The organism is Microbacterium sp. Bi121 (genome assembly GCF_918698005.1).
GTDB lineage: Bacteria > Actinomycetota > Actinomycetes > Actinomycetales > Microbacteriaceae > Microbacterium.
Window position 1 is genome coordinate 86544 of sequence record NZ_CAKKLJ010000005.1, and the last position, 14490, is coordinate 101033.

10 protein-coding genes are annotated in these 14490 nt (G+C 68.0%); all 10 read left to right on the forward strand.

Features of this window, described 5'->3' with window-relative positions:
• Window positions 1-6: 6 nt before the first annotated feature.
• Complete coding sequence (locus LQZ87_RS09390; RefSeq protein ID WP_230103211.1) at window positions 7-3273, forward strand: DEAD/DEAH box helicase; 3267 nt, start codon at window positions 7-9, stop codon at window positions 3271-3273.
• A gap of 77 nt (window positions 3274-3350) precedes the next feature.
• Window positions 3351-4925, forward strand: coding sequence for a Rieske 2Fe-2S domain-containing protein (locus tag LQZ87_RS09395; RefSeq protein WP_230103212.1), 1575 nt, complete (start codon window positions 3351-3353; stop codon window positions 4923-4925).
• 57 nt (window positions 4926-4982) lie between these two features.
• On the forward strand, window positions 4983-5513 hold the full coding sequence (gene pyrR, locus LQZ87_RS09400; RefSeq protein WP_230103213.1) for a bifunctional pyr operon transcriptional regulator/uracil phosphoribosyltransferase PyrR: 531 nt from the start codon (window positions 4983-4985) through the stop codon (window positions 5511-5513).
• Window positions 5510-6475, forward strand: a complete 966-nt coding sequence (locus tag LQZ87_RS09405; RefSeq protein ID WP_230103214.1) for an aspartate carbamoyltransferase catalytic subunit — start codon at window positions 5510-5512, stop codon at window positions 6473-6475. Before pyrR ends, LQZ87_RS09405 begins: the two co-directional genes overlap by 4 nt.
• The gene (locus LQZ87_RS09410; protein ID WP_230103215.1) at window positions 6472-7776 is read left to right on the forward strand and encodes a dihydroorotase; all 1305 of its coding nucleotides are present in this window, start codon (window positions 6472-6474) and stop codon (window positions 7774-7776) included. Before LQZ87_RS09405 ends, LQZ87_RS09410 begins: the two co-directional genes overlap by 4 nt.
• Before the next feature lie 2 nt (window positions 7777-7778).
• Window positions 7779-8282: a hypothetical protein gene (locus tag LQZ87_RS09415; protein WP_230103442.1), complete on the forward strand. Its 504-nt coding sequence runs from the start codon at window positions 7779-7781 to the stop codon at window positions 8280-8282.
• A gap of 26 nt (window positions 8283-8308) precedes the next feature.
• Entirely contained in the window at window positions 8309-9445 is a 1137-nt protein-coding gene (carA, locus tag LQZ87_RS09420; RefSeq protein ID WP_230103443.1) for a glutamine-hydrolyzing carbamoyl-phosphate synthase small subunit, read from the forward strand.
• The gene (carB, locus tag LQZ87_RS09425) at window positions 9445-12732 is read left to right on the forward strand and encodes a carbamoyl-phosphate synthase large subunit (protein WP_230103216.1); all 3288 of its coding nucleotides are present in this window, start codon (window positions 9445-9447) and stop codon (window positions 12730-12732) included. Before carA ends, carB begins: the two co-directional genes overlap by 1 nt.
• The gene (gene pyrF / locus LQZ87_RS09430; protein ID WP_230103217.1) at window positions 12729-13577 is read left to right on the forward strand and encodes an orotidine-5'-phosphate decarboxylase; all 849 of its coding nucleotides are present in this window, start codon (window positions 12729-12731) and stop codon (window positions 13575-13577) included. The genes carB and pyrF overlap by 4 nt, the downstream gene beginning before the upstream one ends.
• The gene (gene gmk, locus LQZ87_RS09435) at window positions 13570-14475 is read left to right on the forward strand and encodes a guanylate kinase (protein WP_230103218.1); all 906 of its coding nucleotides are present in this window, start codon (window positions 13570-13572) and stop codon (window positions 14473-14475) included. Before pyrF ends, gmk begins: the two co-directional genes overlap by 8 nt.
• Window positions 14476-14490 lie beyond the last annotated feature (15 nt).

Here is a 14490-nt window from a genome sequence, read left to right on the forward strand (position 1 = left end):
CTCCACATGCCCGCCCCGAGCATCGACCTGTCCATCCTGCGACGGGTGACGGACGCGGGCAGCCTCGAGCGCGGACGGGCGTATGCACGCGCCGGCATGGTGAGACGCACCGCCTGGAACGCGGACTTCACCATGCTCACGGCCGAGGTCCGCGGGTCGGGCGAGAGCGACTACCGATGCGTCGTCCGCGTCACCATGGGGCGCGAATCGGCCGAGATCTCGTCGACGACGTGCACGTGCCCTGTCCGATTCGGATGCAAGCACATCGTCGCGACCGTTCTCACGAGCAACGCCGACATCGAGGCGTCTCCGGTCCCGGCCTCCCCGCTGCCGCCCGAATCGGCGGCGCCGACCTGGCGTGTACTGCTCGAATCGCCGCCGGCGGCGGCCCGTGCCGTACCGCTCGCGCTCGGCGTCGAGGTCCGGCATCGCGCTGCACGCGGAGTCCACCAGTGGGCGCCGCGCCCTGTGCGCACAGCCACCGTTCGCGATGTCGTCAAGGGCGGGGGCGAGCTGCTCCTCGGCATCCGCCCGCTCATGCGCAGCGGCGCCACAGGGTCATGGATTCAGGGGACGGCGTCCTGGGACGCCATGCGTCGTCCTGGCACGCAGTTCGCTCCGGAGCAGTTGCGATGGTTCGCCGAGCTGCTGAGCATCGCGCGCGACTCGCTGCTCTCCGGTACTGCGGGGGACTGGCTGATCCTCGACCACGTGGAATCGGGTCTGCTGTGGCCGCACCTGCGTGCGGGCGCAGCGCACGGCGTTCCGCTGGTCACAGCGCAGAAGAGTTTCACGGTCGCGTTCGCGGAATCCGGTGAGGTCACTGCGGCGATCGAGCGAACCGATGACGGCCTCTCCGTGTCCGCCGACGTCGTCCTCGACGGGCACGCGGTCGATCCCCAGACGGCTTGGACGATCGGTCACTCCGGTGTCTACGCGGTCACGCCTCTCGGCGCCAGAGCGCAGGTGACGCTCGCCGAGGTGCCGCTGAGCTCCACGGTGCACGCACTGATCACGGCGCGGACGCCGCTGGTCGTTCCGGCGGCCGAAGAAGGCGCGTTCCTGCGCGACGCCTATCCGGCGCTCGCGCGCCGCGTTCCGATACGAACCGTCGGGGCGGTCGAGCTGCCCGCTGTGCCGACGCCCGTCGCGACGCTCGTACTCGTCCACCGACCCGGAGACCGCATCGACTACGCCGTCGAATGGGCGTATCGCGGTCACGGTCGCTTCCCGCTGACGCCGACCGCCGATGCCGTCCGCGACGAGGACGCCGAGCAGGAGGCTCTTCGAGAGGCCTCTGCGCTGTGGGAGTCGGTGACCGGGGAGGATTTCGCGCCGTCCGGCACGTTCCTCGATGTCGACGCCGCCGAGTTCGCGACACACATCGTGCCGGCGCTCAAGGCCCAGGGTCTGTCCGTCGTCATGACGGGCAGACCCAAGACGTATCACGAGCTCAGCGGTGCGCCCGAGATCACGGTGTCCACGGTGGAGAGCACCGACCCTGACTGGTTCGACCTCGGGGTGATCGTGAAGATCGACGGCCGCAGCATTCCGTTCGCCCCGCTGTTCACGGCTCTGAGCATGCGCCGCACGAAGCTGCTGCTCGTCGACGGCAGCTGGTTCTCGCTCGCACATCCGGCGCTCGACTCGCTCCGCGAGCTCATCGACGAGGCCACCGAGCTCGCCGAATGGGAGACCGGCCCCCGCATCAGCCGGTACCAGACCGACCTCTGGGAGGAGTTCGAGGATCTGGCCGATCAGGCGGTGCCCGCGACGAGCTGGCGCGCCACGGCTGAGGGCCTGAGAGAGGCGACCGGGGTTCCCTCGGCGCCGCTGCCCACGGGGCTGCAGGCAGAGCTGCGTCCGTATCAGAAGACCGGATTCGACTGGCTCGCCTTCCTGTGGCGGCACCGGCTGGGCGGCATCCTCGCCGACGACATGGGACTCGGCAAGACGATCCAGTTGCTGACCCTGATGCTCCACGCCCGCGCCTCAGGCGAACGACGGCCGTTCCTCGTGATCGCGCCGACGTCTGTGCTGTCGACTTGGAGCGAGGAGGCCGCGCGCTTCGCGCCGTCGCTGAGCGTGCGCGTCATCGAGGGGACGCGAACCCACCGCGAAGGATCGATCGCAGATGCCGCGCGAGACGCCGACCTCGTGGTGACGTCGTACACGCTGGCGCGATTGGATGCCGAGGAGTACGCCGCTGCGGACTGGGCAGTGCTCGTGCTCGACGAGGCGCAGTTCGTGAAGAACCCTGCGACCAAGCAGCACCGCGCTGTGGCATCCATTCCGGCCGGCGTCACGTTCGCGGTCACCGGAACCCCGATGGAGAACAGCCTCGGGGATCTGTGGGCGCTGCTCAAGCTCACCGCGCCCGGGCTGTTCGCGTCGGCCAGGAAGTTCCGGCAGGACTACGTCCAGCCGATCGAACAGGGGAAGGTGCCGGAGAACGAAGAGGGCGGGGAGTACCGGCAGCGCCGGCTGGAGCGGCTGCGGCGTCGCATCCGGCCGCTCATGCTGCGGCGTACGAAAGAACTCGTCGCCACCGATCTTCCCGAGAAGCAGGAGCAGCTGCTGCACGTGGAGCTCAGCGCGTCGCATCGGGCGGTGTACGACACCGTGCTGCAGCGCGAGCGGCAGAAGGTGCTCGGGCTGCTGAAGGATCTCGACCGCAACCGATTCATCGTGTTCCGATCGCTGACGATGCTGCGGATGCTGAGTCTCGCACCTGGGCTCGTCGACGAGGCCGATGCGAAGATCGGCTCGCGCAAGCTCGACGCGCTCATCGAACGCGTGATGGAACTCCACGCCGAAGGGCACCGAGCGCTCGTGTTCAGTCAGTTCACGTCGTTCCTGCAGCTCGCCGCCGCGCGGCTCGAACAGGCGGGCATCCCGTACGCGTACCTCGACGGCTCGACGCGCAAGCGCAAGGAGGTCATCGACGGGTTCCGCACGGGGGAGCAGCCGGTCTTCCTCATCAGCCTGAAATCCGGCGGGTTCGGGCTGACGCTCACCGAGGCCGACTACGTGTTCATGCTGGATCCGTGGTGGAACCCCGCCGCCGAGGCCCAGGCCATCGACCGCACGCATCGCATCGGCCAGCGCAACCCCGTGATGGTGTACCGCATGATCTCGTCCGGCACGATCGAAGAGAAGGTTCTCGCGCTGCAGCAGCGCAAGGCGCGCCTGTTCACCGCGGTGATGGATGACGAGGCGCTGTTCGCACAGTCGCTCACAGCGGACGACATACGCGGGCTGTTCGACAGCTGAGGGTTTCCACGGCCGTGCTCGGCTGACGCGAAGGGCGCCGCCGGTAGAATCGAGCGGTCCACCTCAGGAGGAGTGCAATGCGGATCACCGGACTCGGCCACGCCGGGATGTTCATCGAGACCGTCGGCGGAAACATCATCTGCGACCCGGTCCTCGGACCCTCGTTCTTCGGCTCCTGGTTCCCGTTCCCCGACAACCGCGGCCTCGACTGGGAGAAGTTCGGACGGGATGCCGACTTCCTCTACATCTCGCACCGCCACCGCGACCACTTCGACCCGAAGCTGCTCGAGCGCTACATCCGGAAGGACATCGAAGTGCTCCTCCCGGAGTACCCCATCGACGACCTCGAGCGGGACATCCGGGCGCTCGGCTACACGAACATCACGTACGCGCCGGCCGGTCAGGTCATCGAGCGCGGCGACCTGAAGATCATGATCACGCCGCTCCGCGCGCCCAGTGACGGTCCGATCGGCGATTCCTCGCTGAGCGTCGACGACGGCACGGCATCCGTGCTCAACCAGAACGATTCGCATCCGCTGGACCTCGAGAAGCTGCTGAGCTTCGGCACACCTGATGCGTATTTCACGCAGGTCTCCGGAGCGATCTGGTGGCCGATGGTCTACGACCTCCCGATGGACGCCAAGCAGAACTTCGCGAAGCTCAAGCGCGACGCCCAGAACAAGCGCGCGATGTACTACATCGAGAAGGTCGACGCACCGCACGTGTTCCCGATGGCAGGGCCTCCCATGTTCCTGCGCGACGACCTGTTCGACTTCAACGGACTCGGGCGAAACGGCGAGTCGATCTTCACGGATCAGAAGCAGTTCCTCGCGCACATGAAGGAGCTCGCACCGCAGTACGACGGCCGGCTCTTCGTTCCTGGCACGGTCGTCACGCTCGAGAACCGCGAACTCGTCGCTGTCGAGCAGACGCTGTACACGCCGTCGGAGCTCGAGCACATCTTCGACGAGAAGTGGGACTACCTCGAGGAGCAGCGCGCGAGCCGTCAGCAGGAGATCCGGGACGAAGAGGCGGAGCGGGCACCCGTGCTGTCGTCGGAGGAGATCCTCGCCGAGCTCAAGGCGTGGTGGGAACCGCTGATGAAGAAGTCCCGCACCATCCGGCTCGGCGTCGGCGGCTGCGTCCGATTCCACATCGGCGACCTCGACATGGTCGTCGACTTCCCGCGTGCCAAGGTCCGCGAGTACGCAGGGGAGGACTGCATCTACTGGTACACGATCCCCGCCGATCTCGTCTCGACGAACATCCGTGATCGCGAGATCGACTGGTCGAACTCCATCTTCCTGTCGATGCAGTTCTCGGTCGGTCGCAGCGGCAAGTTCAACGAGTTCCTGACGACGTTCCTCAAGTGCCTGTCCGTCGACCGGATCGAGTACGTCGAGAACTGGTACTCCGAGCAGACCGATCAGACCGAAGACGCCGAGGTCGGCGACTGGGTCGTCCAGCGCCGCTGCCCGCACCTGCGGGCCGACCTGACCAAGACGGGCAAGGTCGACGAAGATGGCATCCTCACGTGCAGCATGCACGACTGGAAGTGGGATCTGAAGACCGGCAAGTGCCTCACCACCACCGGCCACGAGATCCGCGCGGAGCGCTGCGCCGTCACGGAGGACGCACTGAAGCTCGGCTAGACTCGAACCGCAAGCAACCTTTAACCCCGTCCAGAGAGGCGGAGAAGGGAGCGGCTGATGAGCGCACGCACCGTGCTGCAACAGGCCGATATCTCGCGGGCACTGACCCGCATCGCCCATGAGATCCTCGAATCCAACAAGGGTGCGGCAGGTCTCGTGCTGCTGGGTATCCCCACCCGCGGCGTCGCCCTCGCCGAGCGACTGGGCGCACTGATCGCCTCGATCGCCGACACCGAGGTTCCGATCGGCTCGCTCGATGTCACGCTCTTCCGCGACGATCTCGCCAAGCATCCGACTCGTTCGCCGCAGCCCACCGAGATCCCCGCCGGCGGCATCGACGGCAAGACGGTCGTGCTCGTCGACGATGTGCTGTTCTCCGGTCGAAGCATCCGCGCTGCCCTCGACGCGATCCAGTCGATCGGGCGTCCCTCGATCGTGCGCCTCGCGATCCTCGTCGACCGCGGACACCGCGAGCTGCCGATCCGCCCCGACTTCGTCGGCAAGAACATCCCGTCAGCGCGCACCGAGCGCGTCAACGTGCGCCTGAGCGAGAACGACGGCGTGGATGAGGTGACGATCGGCGCATGAGGCACCTTCTCGACACCCACACGCTCGACCGCGAGACCGCGCTGCGGATCCTCGACGTCGCAGAGGACATGTCCGACACGCAGTCCCGCGAGGTCAAGAAGCTTCCGACCCTGCGCGGCAAGACCGTCGTCAACCTCTTCTTCGAGGACTCCACCCGCACCCGCATATCTTTCGAGGCTGCGGCCAAGCGTCTGTCCGCCGATGTCATCAACTTCGCGGCCAAGGGCTCCAGCGTCTCGAAGGGCGAGGGCCTGAAGGACACCGCGCAGACCCTCCAGGCCATGGGCGCCGATGCCGTCGTCATCCGGCACTCGGCATCGGGCGCTCCCCGCACTCTCGCCACCAGCGGCTGGATCTCTGCCGGGGTCGTCAACGCCGGCGACGGCACGCACGAGCACCCGACGCAGGCGCTGCTGGATGCGTTCACGATCCGCAAGCGCCGCTTCGGCGCCGACAGTCGAAGCCGCGACCTCGCCGGTATGCGCGTCGTCATCGTCGGCGACGTGCTGCACTCGCGCGTTGCCCGATCGAACGTCTGGCTGCTCACCGCGCTCGGGGCCGAGGTCACCCTGGTGGCACCCCCGACGCTCGTCCCGCAGAACGTCTCGCAGTGGCCGGTGCGAGTCGCCTACGACCTCGATGAGGCTCTGGCCGAAGGACCGGACGCCGTCATGATGCTGCGCATCCAGCTCGAGCGCATGGGGGCCGCGTATTTCCCGAGTGAGCGGGAGTATTCCCGTACCTGGGGGCTCGACGCCGTGCGCGCGGCGTCCCTGCCGAGCGATAGCATTGTGATGCACCCCGGACCGATGAATCGCGGCTTGGAGATCTCCTCCGCTGCCGCGGATTCGCCGCGCTCGACAGTGCTCGAGCAGGTGACGAACGGAGTGTCGGTACGGATGGCCGTACTGTATCTGCTGCTCGCAGGCGAACGACACGACGAACGAGGGAGAGACCTGTGACCGAGACCCTCGTGATCGTCGGAGCGCGGATGCTGGGAGCAGACGGCGCCGACATCCTCGTCAAGGACGGTGTGATCGCCGAGATCGGTTCCGGTGTGCGCAGCGCGGGAGCCCGCGTCATCGACGCGGACGGCCTCGTCGCGCTCCCCGGTCTCGTCGATCTGCACACGCACCTGCGGGAGCCGGGCTACGAAGCATCCGAGACGATCCTCACCGGGACCAGAGCGGCGGCTGCTGGCGGCTTCACCGCCGTCTTCGCGATGCCCAACACCTCGCCGGTCGCCGACTCAGCCGGCGTCGTCGAACAGGAGCTCGCCCTCGGTGAGGCCGCTGGCTACGCCACGGTGCAGCCGATCGGCGCCGTCACCGTCGGTCAGAAGGGCGAGCGCCTCGCCGAACTCGGCGCGATGGCGAACTCGCGAGCGAAGGTGCGCGTCTTCAGCGACGACGGCTTCTGCGTGTTCGACCCGCTGATCATGCGTCGCGCCCTGGAATACGTGAAGGCGTTCGGCGGCGTCATCGCACAGCACGCGCAGGACCCTCGTCTGACGGAGGGCGCCCAGATGAACGAGGGCGTCGTCTCCGCCGAACTCGGACTCGCCGGCTGGCCCGCGGTCGCCGAGGAGTCGATCATCGCCAGGGATGTGCTCCTCGCCGAGCATGTCGGATCACGGCTGCACGTGTGTCACCTCTCCACTGCCGGTTCGGTCGACATCATCCGCTGGGCCAAGAAGCGCGGGGTCGACGTGACCGCCGAGGTCACCCCGCACCACCTGCTGCTGACGGACGAACTCGTCCGCGGTTACGACGCGCGCTACAAGGTCAATCCGCCGCTTCGCCGTGAGGAGGACGTCCTCGCGGTGCGCGAGGGGCTCGCCGACGGCACGATCGACATCGTCGCGACCGACCACGCCCCGCACCCGAGCGAGAGCAAGGCCTGCGAGTGGCAGGCTGCGGCCAACGGCATGGTGGGGCTGGAGAGCGCGCTGCGCGTCGTGCACCAGTCGATGGTGCAGACGGGGCTCCTCGAGTGGGCGGATGTCGCGCGCGTCATGAGCACAGCCCCTGCTCGCATCGGCATGCTCGACGGCCACGGCACACCTCTCGAGGTCGGACAGCCGGCGCAGATCACGTTGTACGACCCGAACATCACCGGCACGTTCACGACGAACGACCTGCGCGGCCGCAGCGAGAACTCGCCGTACCTGGGCCGCGAGCTCCCCGGTCGCGTGGAGTGGACCATCCACGGCGGCACGGTCACCGTGGCATCCGGAACCGTCGTAGAGGAGTTGAACTCGTGAGCATGCGGGATCTCGCCGTGGCCATCACGATCGGCGTCGCCGTCCTCGTGCTGCTCGCGATGGCGTTCGCCTGGCGACGACGACTCCGACGCGACTCCGTATACAGCGCCCCGCTGGGCGTTCCGGAGCACGCCGAGGTCCTCAGCCGCCACGCGGTGCTCTACGTGTCGACCACTCGACACGATGAGCCATTGGAGCGTCTGGCGATCACGCCGCTCGCGTACCGGGCGCGCGGTGAGCTCGCCGTGACCGATCGGGGCGCGGCGCTGTGCCTCGACGGGGCGCCGACGGTGTTCCTGTCGAAGGACAAGCTGGCCGGCGTCGACAGAGCCACCGTCACGATCGACCGGGTCGTCGAACCCGGTGGTCTGGTCCGGCTCGCCTGGAACGTCGACTCGGACACGGTGGTCGACTCCTACCTGCGCCCAACGGGCGGAACACCCGAAACCCTCATCTCTGAACTTCAGCGGCTCATCCCCGCAGGCGACAAAGGAGCAGCGTCTTGACAAGCTCAACCACTTCCGCGGGCCAGATGCCGGCACCAGCCGTCCTCGTGCTGGAAGACGGCACGCGCCACCGCGGCCGCGCATACGGTGCCGTGGGCACCACGCTCGGCGAGGTCGTCTTCGCCACCGGCATGTCCGGATACCAGGAGACCCTGACCGACCCGTCCTACGCAGGGCAGATCGTCCTGCAGACCGCGCCGCACATCGGCAACACCGGAATGAACGACGAGGACACCGAGTCCCGCCGGATCTGGGTCTCCGGCTACATCGTGCGCGACCCCTCGCGCGTCGTGTCGAACTGGCGCGCGAACGCCTCACTCGATGAGATCCTCGTGCGCGACGGCATCGTGGGCATCAGCGGCATCGACACCCGTTCCATCACCCGCCACATCCGCTCCGCCGGTTCCATGCGCGGCGGGATCTTCTCGGGCGCAGACGCTGCGATCGACGCCGAGGAGCAGCTGCGTCTCGTGCAGCAGGCGCCGGAGATGAGCGGTCAGAACCTCTCCGCCCAGGTGTCGGTCGAGGTGACCACGGTGACGACGGCCCTCGGCGAGCGCATCGGCAACCTCGCCGTGCTCGACCTCGGAGTCAAGCAGGCCACGATCGACAACCTCGCCGCTCGCGGGTTCGAGGTCCACGTGCTGCCGCAGAAGGCCACGATCGACGAGATCCGCGCCATCGACCCGGTGGCGGTCTTCTACTCCAACGGACCAGGCGACCCCGCAGCATCCGGCGATCACGTCGAACTGCTCCGCTCCGTGCTCGACGAGGGTCTGCCTTTCTTCGGCATCTGCTTCGGCAACCAGCTCCTCGGCCGCGCGCTGGGGCTCGGAACCTACAAGCTGCCGTTCGGCCATCGCGGCATCAACCAGCCCGTGCTCGACAAGTCCACCGGCAAGGTCGAGATCACCGCCCACAACCACGGCTTCGCCGTCGACGCACCCCTGGAGGGCACGTTCGACAGCCCGAACGGCTACGGCAAGGTCGAGGTCAGCCACGTGGGCCTCAACGACAACGTGGTCGAGGGACTGCGCGCCCTCGACATCCCGGCGTTCTCGGTGCAGTACCACCCCGAGGCCGCCGCGGGCCCGCACGACGCCAACTACCTCTTCGACCGGTTCGCAGAACTGGTCATCTCCACGCAGAAGGACGCCAAGTAATGCCGAAGCGCGACGACATCAACTCCGTCCTCGTCATCGGGTCCGGCCCGATCGTCATCGGTCAGGCCTGCGAGTTCGACTACTCGGGAACCCAGGCGTGCCGTGTGCTGCGCGAGGAGGGCGTCCGGGTCATCCTCGTCAACTCCAACCCGGCCACCATCATGACCGACCCCGACTTCGCCGACGCGACGTACATCGAGCCGATCACCTGGCAGGTCATCGAGACGATCATCGCCAAGGAGCGCCCGGATGCGATCCTCCCGACGCTCGGCGGTCAGACGGCGCTGAACGCCGCGATCGAGCTCCACAACCACGGGATCCTCGAGAAGTACGACATCGAGCTGATCGGCGCGAACTTCGAGGCGATCAACAAGGGGGAGGACCGTCAGGTTTTCAAGGAGCTGGTCCTCGAGGCGGGCGCGGATGTCGCAGCATCCGTCATCTGCCACACCATGGACGAGCTCATCGCCGGCGCCGAGAAGCTCGGTTACCCGCTCGTCGTGCGCCCCAGCTTCACGATGGGCGGGCTCGGCTCCGGGTTCGCTTACGATGAAGCGGATCTCCGCCGCATCGGCGGTGCCGGGCTGCACGATTCGCCCACCACCGAGGTGCTGCTCGAGGAGTCGATCCTCGGGTGGAAGGAGTACGAGCTCGAGCTCATGCGCGACACGGCCGACAACACCGTCGTCGTCTGCTCGATCGAGAACGTCGACCCCGTCGGCGTGCACACCGGCGACTCGATCACGGTGGCCCCGGCTCTGACGCTCACCGACCGCGAGTACCAGAGGCTCCGCGACATCGGCATCGACATCATCCGAGCGGTGGGCGTCGACACCGGAGGCTGCAACATCCAGTTCGCGGTGAACCCCGAGAACGGGCGCATCATCGTCATCGAGATGAACCCGCGTGTCTCGCGTTCGTCCGCGCTGGCCTCCAAGGCGACCGGCTTCCCGATTGCGAAGCTCGCAGCCAAGCTCGCGCTGGGCTACCGGCTCGACGAGATCCCGAACGACATCACCGGCGTGACGCCCGCGAGCTTCGAGCCCACGCTCGACTACGTGGTCGTGAAGGTGCCCCGCTTCGCGTTCGAGAAGTTCCCTGCGGCCGACGCCACCCTGACGACGACCATGAAGTCGGTCGGCGAGGCCATGGCGATCGGACGCAACTACGCCACGGCGCTGCAGAAGGCGCTCCGCTCGCTCGAGAAGCGCGGCTCGAGCTTCCACTGGGGCGAGGAGACCCGCTCGGTGGAGGAGCTGCTCGAGATCTCGAAGACTCCGACCGACGGGCGGATCGTCGTCCTGCAGCAGGCGCTGCGCAAGGGCGCGACGATCGAGCAGGCGTTCGACGCCACGGCCATCGATCCCTGGTTCCTCGACCAGATCGTGCTGATCAACGAGGTCGCCGAGACCGTCCGCACCGCGGGGGAGTTCGACGCCGACGTGATCCGTTACGCGAAGGAGCACGGCTTCTCCGACGTTCAGCTGGCTGAGATCCGAGGCATCAGCGAGGCCGAGGTCCGGGGTGTGCGCCATGGGCTCGGCATCCGTCCCGTGTACAAGACGGTCGACACCTGCGCGGGGGAGTTCCCGGCTCTGACCCCCTACCACTACTCGAGCTACGACTTCGAGACCGAGGTGGCACCGTCCGAGCGCACCAAGGTGGTCATCATCGGGTCCGGCCCCAACCGCATCGGCCAGGGCGTCGAGTTCGACTACTCGTGCGTGCATGCGTCGTTCGCCCTGTCGGATGCCGGGTACGAGACTGTCATGGTCAACTGCAACCCCGAGACGGTGTCCACCGACTACGACACCTCCGACCGGCTGTACTTCGAGCCGCTCACGCTCGAGGACGTGCTCGAGGTGCTCGATGCCGAAGCCGCCAGCGGCACCATCCTCGGCGTCGTCTGCCAGCTCGGCGGCCAGACGCCGCTCGGGCTGGCCAAGGGCATCGAGGCTGCGGGCTACACGGTGCTCGGCACTAGCCCCGCCGCCATCGACATCGCCGAGGAGCGCGAGCTGTTCTCGCAGCTGCTCGCCCAGGCCGATCTCGTCGCACCGCGCCACGGCACGGCCACAGGCGTCGACGGCGCGGTCGCGATCGCGGAGGACATCGGCTACCCGGTGCTCGTCCGCCCCAGCTTCGTGCTCGGCGGCCGCGGCATGGAGATCGTCTACGACACCCCGAGCCTGCGCGACTACTTCGTGCGCACAGCCGGAGAGGTCATCGTCGGACCCGGCACGCCGCTGCTCGTCGACCGCTTCCTCGACGACGCCATCGAGCTCGACGTCGACGCGCTGTACGACGGCCACGAGCTGTACATCGGCGGCGTCATGGAGCACCTCGAGGAGGCCGGGATCCACTCCGGCGACTCGAGCTGCACCCTGCCGCCCATCTCACTCGGCCGCAGTGACGTCGATCGCGTCCGCGACGCGACCCTCGCGATCGCCGAGGGCGTGGGCGTGCGCGGTCTGCTGAACGTGCAGTTCGCGATCAGCGCCGGTGTGCTCTACGTCATCGAGGCGAACCCGCGTGCGAGCCGCACCGTCCCGTTCGTGTCGAAGGCGCTCGGCATTCCGATGGCCAAGGCCGCCAGCCGCATCATGGCCGGTGCCACGATCGCCGAGCTGAAGGCCGAAGGGCTGCTGCCGGCTGCCGACGGATCCCGCGTACCGATGGACGCCCCGGTGTCTGTGAAGGAGGCGGTCCTGCCCTTCAAGCGGTTCCGCACCAAGGACGGGAAGATCGTCGACTCCGTGCTCGGCCCGGAGATGCGGTCGACCGGCGAGGTCATGGGCATCGACAAGGACTTCCCGACCGCGTTCGCGAAGAGCCAGGCCGCGGCCTACGGCGGGATGCCGACCTCCGGCACCGTGTTCATCTCCGTGGCCGACGCCGACAAGCGCGCCGTGATCCTGCCGGCGCACCGTCTGCAGCAGCTCGGCTTCACACTGGTCGCGACAGAGGGCACTGCCGAGATCCTCTCGCGCAACGGCATCACTGTTCAGGTCGTGGCCAAGTACAGCGAGACACAGGACAGCGGCGCGCAGAACATCGTCGACCTCATCAACGACGGCGCGATCGACATCGTCGTGAACACGCCGTCCGGTGGTGCGGCGCGTGCCGACGGATACGAGATCCGTGCGGCCGCCGTCGCTGCCGACAAGGCGCTGTTCACCACGATCGCCGTGCTCGGCGCCGCCGTGAGCGGTATGGACGCCGCCGACGAGGGCTTCGACGTCAAGAGCCTCCAGGAGTACGCACTCGACCGTCAGGCGGCACTGTGAGCGCAGACGGCTTCGGAGAGAGGGTCCGTGCAGCTCTGGCCGCACGAGGCCCGCTCTGCGTCGGCATCGATCCGCACGCCGAGCTCCTGACGGCGTGGGGGCTGGGGACCTCGGCGGGCGGGGCGCGCGAGTTCGGTCTGCGGACGGTGGATGCCGCGGCCGGCCGCGTCGGGGCCGTCAAGCCGCAGGTGTCGTTCTTCGAACGGTTCGGATCCGCCGGGTTCGCGGCTCTCGAGGACGTCCTCTCGGCGGCCAGGGATGCCGGGCTCATCGTGATCGCCGACGCCAAGCGCGGCGACATCGGCACCACGATGGACGCGTACGCGACGGCGTGGCTGACTCCGGGGGCGCCGCTCGAGGCGGACGCCATCACTGTGAACCCCTACCTCGGCGTCGGAACGCTCGAGAGCACGTTCGAATTGGCGCATGAGCACGGCAAGGGCGTCTTCGTCCTCGCCGCGACGAGCAATCCGGAAGCCGCAGACGTGCAGCGCGCCGAGACCGCGGCGTCGCAGACGGTGTCGGCGGAGATCATCGCCCAGGTGAGCACGCGCAACGCCCAGCACACGGACGCCGGCAGGTGGGGGAGTCTCGGCTTCGTCATCGGAGCGACCGTCGACTGGACGGATGCCGGGCTCGCGCCGTTCGCGCCATCCGCCCCGATCCTCGCACCCGGATTCGGGGTTCAGGGTGCAGGTCCTGCGGACCTGCACGCGCGCTTCGGCGTCTCCTCCCCGATGGTGATCGCCTCGGAGAGCCGGAGCATCCTCTCGGCCGGCCCCGACGGCCTCGTCTCGGCGATCGACGCTCGCATCGCCGACTACCGGAAGGCTCTCGATGGCTGAGCGAACCGTTCCCGAAGTCGATCGTGCGGCGGCGGCCCGCCGCGCGGTGGAACGCCGTCAGGCGCGTGCGTCGCTCAAGCGCGACCTGAGCATGCGCGTCGTGACCCCGCAGACCGTCGCGGCTCAGGCCTTCGCGGACGCCGACTCCGTGGCCGGATCGATGCGGATCACCGACTTCCTGCTCGCGCTCCCGGCGATCGGCGTCGGCAAGCGGGACCGTATCCTCCTCGACCTCGACATCTCACCCGTGAAGCGGCTTGGCGGCCTCGGCGTGCGCCAGCGTGCGAGCCTCACGCACTGGCTCGACGAGCGGTTCCCGGTTTCGGAGCCCCGCGCCGGGCGCAGCCGCCTGCTCGTGCTTGCCGGCCCGACCGCGGTCGGCAAGGGGACTGTCGCCGCGCACATCCGTGAGAATCATCCGGAGATCCATCTGTCGGTCTCGGCAACCACCCGCGCGCCGCGCCCCGGTGAGATCGACGGCGTGCACTACTTCTTCGTCGACGACGCCGAGTTCGATCGTCTCATCGCGGACGGCGAACTCCTCGAGCACGCGGTCGTGCACAACAGATCCCGATACGGCACTCCGCGCGCGCCCATCGATGCCGCTCTCAGCGAGGGCAAGACGGTTCTCCTCGAGATCGACCTGCAGGGCGCCCGTCAGGTCAGGGCGGCGGAGCCGTCGGCCACGCTCATCTTCCTGCTGCCTCCATCGTGGGACGAACTCGTCCAGCGGCTGGTCGGCCGAGGCACCGAGAACGAGGAGGAACGCACCCGTCGGCTGCGCACCGCGAAGGTGGAACTTGCCGCTCAGGGAGAGTTCGATTACCGCATTGTGAACGAGGACGTCGCCGCAGCAGCGCGCGAGGTCGTAGAATTGTCTAAGGCTCCAGCGCGCTGAACGCTTTCGCGCGCC

Bases quoted from the DNA above. Each gene is read 5' to 3' on its own strand.
- gmk (WP_230103218.1), top strand. From the start codon at position 13,570: ATGGCTGAGCGAACCGTTCCCGAAGTCGATCGTGCGGCGGCGGCCCGC.
- LQZ87_RS09415 (WP_230103442.1), top strand. From the start codon at position 7,779: ATGCGGGATCTCGCCGTGGCCATCACGATCGGCGTCGCCGTCCTCGTG.
- pyrR (WP_230103213.1), top strand. From the start codon at position 4,983: ATGAGCGCACGCACCGTGCTGCAACAGGCCGATATCTCGCGGGCACTG.
- carA (WP_230103443.1), top strand. From the start codon at position 8,309: ATGCCGGCACCAGCCGTCCTCGTGCTGGAAGACGGCACGCGCCACCGC.
- LQZ87_RS09390 (WP_230103211.1), top strand. From the start codon at position 7: ATGCCCGCCCCGAGCATCGACCTGTCCATCCTGCGACGGGTGACGGAC.
- carB (WP_230103216.1), top strand. From the start codon at position 9,445: ATGCCGAAGCGCGACGACATCAACTCCGTCCTCGTCATCGGGTCCGGC.
- LQZ87_RS09405 (WP_230103214.1), top strand. From the start codon at position 5,510: ATGAGGCACCTTCTCGACACCCACACGCTCGACCGCGAGACCGCGCTG.
- LQZ87_RS09395 (WP_230103212.1), top strand. From the start codon at position 3,351: ATGCGGATCACCGGACTCGGCCACGCCGGGATGTTCATCGAGACCGTC.